Origin of the sequence: Arthrobacter sp. 35/47 (assembly GCF_000520475.1) — a bacterium.
GTDB classification, from domain to species: Bacteria; Actinomycetota; Actinomycetes; order Actinomycetales; family Micrococcaceae; genus Arthrobacter_D; species Arthrobacter_D subterraneus.
Window position 1 is genome coordinate 94,502 of record NZ_KI914620.1, and the last position, 2,128, is coordinate 96,629.

The 2,128-nt window shown below is 66.6% G+C and carries 2 protein-coding genes and 1 pseudogene; 1 reads left to right on the forward strand and 2 read right to left on the reverse strand.

From position 1 onward, the window contains the following. Positions 1–65: 65 nt before the first annotated feature. Complete coding sequence (galE, locus tag X803_RS0116575) at positions 66–1,079, reverse strand: UDP-glucose 4-epimerase GalE (RefSeq protein WP_026546007.1); 1,014 nt, start codon at positions 1,077–1,079, stop codon at positions 66–68. Between the two features lie 180 nt (positions 1,080–1,259). Between galE and X803_RS0116580 the strand changes: the two genes are divergently transcribed. Beyond that, entirely contained in the window at positions 1,260–1,871 is a 612-nt protein-coding gene (locus X803_RS0116580; RefSeq protein WP_026546008.1) for a hypothetical protein, read from the forward strand. A gap of 6 nt (positions 1,872–1,877) precedes the next feature. On the opposite strand, the pseudogene X803_RS20795 reads toward X803_RS0116580, so the two are convergent. Continuing rightward, positions 1,878–2,128, reverse strand: a pseudogene (locus X803_RS20795) (hypothetical protein); the annotation flags it as partial.

Genomic DNA, 2,128 nt, shown 5'->3' on the forward strand with positions numbered 1-2,128 from the left:
GGGCCGGTCACCTTCGCTGGGAAGGTGACCGGCCGTCGTCGTACGCGGTGTCCTGAAATGCAGGATCAGGAAGCGTAGCCTTCGGGGTTGTTCTTCTGCCAGCGCCAGTGGTCTTCACACATCTCATCCAGTGTCCGGTGGGCCGACCAGCCGAGGTCAGCAAGCGCGGACGAGGGATCGGCGTAACTGACGGCGGCGTCGCCCGGGCGCCGCGGCGCGAACTCGTAGGGAATCTCGTGGCCGGCGGCTTTCGAGAACGCCGCCAGGACCTCCAGCACCGACGAGCCGTGGCCGGTTCCGAGGTTCCAGCGGTGGACCCCGGAGTGGGTGGTGAGGTAGTTCAGGGCGGCAACGTGGCCGTCCGCGAGATCAACCACATGGATGTAGTCCCGGATTCCGGTGCCGTCGGGGGTGGGGTAGTCGTTGCCGAAGACCATGACCTTTTCCCGCCTGCCCACCGCAACCTGCGCCACAAAGGGGAGCAGGTTGTTCGGCACGCCGGTGGGGTCCTCGCCGATGCGGCCCGACTTGTGCGCGCCCACCGGGTTGAAGTAGCGCAGCAGGGCGATATTCCACCGGCCGTCCGAGGCACCGACGTCGCTCAGGATGTCCTCGATCTGTTCCTTGGTGCGCCCGTAGGGGTTGGTGGCGTCCAGCGGCATCTTCTCGATGAGGGGGACCTCCTCGGAGGCGCCGTACACCGTGGCTGAGGAGCTGAACACCAGCGTGCGCACGTTGTGGCGGTCCATGGTCCGCAGAAGGTTGAGGGTGCCGCCGACGTTGTTGTGGTAGTAAAACAGCGGCTTCTCCACCGACTCACCGACAGCCTTCAACCCGGCGAAGTGAATCACCGCGTCAACCGCTTCAGTCTCGAACACGGCATCGAGGGCAGGTTCGTCCAGCAGGTCAACCTTGCGGAAGGTGAGCTCGCGTCCAGCCAGTTCCTCCACCCGCCTCAGGGCGGTTTCACTTGAGTTGTAGAGATTGTCCACCACGACGACGTCGTGCCCCGCCTCCAGGAGCGCCAGTGTGGTGTGCGAGCCGATGTAACCGCTTCCGCCGGTAACGAGAATCTTCATGCGATCAAGCCTACCGACCGAGTGCCCCGGGCCGGGCGAGTAAGGCGGAGGAAGTCGGTATGCGCCGGTGGGAAGTCGGCGGGCCGGCACCTCTGGAGGCGACCGGCCTATCGGTCTACCCTTGGAGGACACGCGCACACAGCCGGTCGGGTATTGCCGACGGAGAGGCCAGGGCCACACATGCACGTCAACGGAGCGACCTCCTGGAGGGTGGGAGCGGCTTCCTCGCTGGCGATGTGTTTTGCGCTGTACCTGCGGGACTGCGCCGGGCTTGGTGTGATCGGCCGTCCGGCGGTATCCCCGGTGAAACCGTCGCCGCATTGCGTTGACCCGCGGCAGACGGTCCACTCCGTCGGCGGGATCACAGCGCTGAGGGTCGAGTGGGAGGCCTGGTGGTATGAGCTTGTTGCCGCACATGGGGACGGCTCGGCGCTGCCTACGCCGCCGGAATTCCCGGAACTGGATGCCATGCCGGCCCTGCAGCGGCTTACCCATGCACACTACGGAACCGCACTGGCCTGGAGCCAGGAACGCGATGCAGCCTGGCGGCAGCGGGAGCTTCGGCGGATGCGCAACGGCGGTAGGCGACGCTTCAACGAGCTGGTTCAGGAGCGGGAGCTCGAGCTCGGCCGGCCCGCGAGGAACTTCTTCCTCGCCGTCGTCGAGCTGCCGCTGAGCGAGACCCGGGCCTGGTATGTGGAACCGGACATGCTCATCATGAGTGAAGACCTGTACGACGACGAGGCCGTCTTCCGGAGCTACGTGCAGCCGGTGGTGGAAATCATCGCGTAGGCACCGTCAGGCCGGAACCACGGCTACCGTTATCAGCACCTCGCCGGTCTCCGTTTCCGCGGTGGTCCAGCCGCCGTCGGACCGGTTCCACTGCAGTCCGGCATGGGATACCGCGCTGATGCCGAGCGCGTCGGCATGGGCAACTGCGAACTGCGCGGCCGCCCACCCCTGGGAGCCGGACGCTCCTGCCACCAGACCCTGATCTGCGGGTGCTGTGGGCAGGCCGGGGAAAACGGCGGCGAGGCGGTCCGCCACGG

What these genes read in the sequence shown, in the direction of transcription:
- galE (WP_026546007.1), bottom strand. Translation starts at nt 1,079, where the DNA reads ATGAAGATTCTCGTTACCGGCGGAAGCGGTTACATCGGCTCGCACACC.
- X803_RS0116580 (WP_026546008.1), top strand. Translation starts at nt 1,260, where the DNA reads ATGCACGTCAACGGAGCGACCTCCTGGAGGGTGGGAGCGGCTTCCTCG.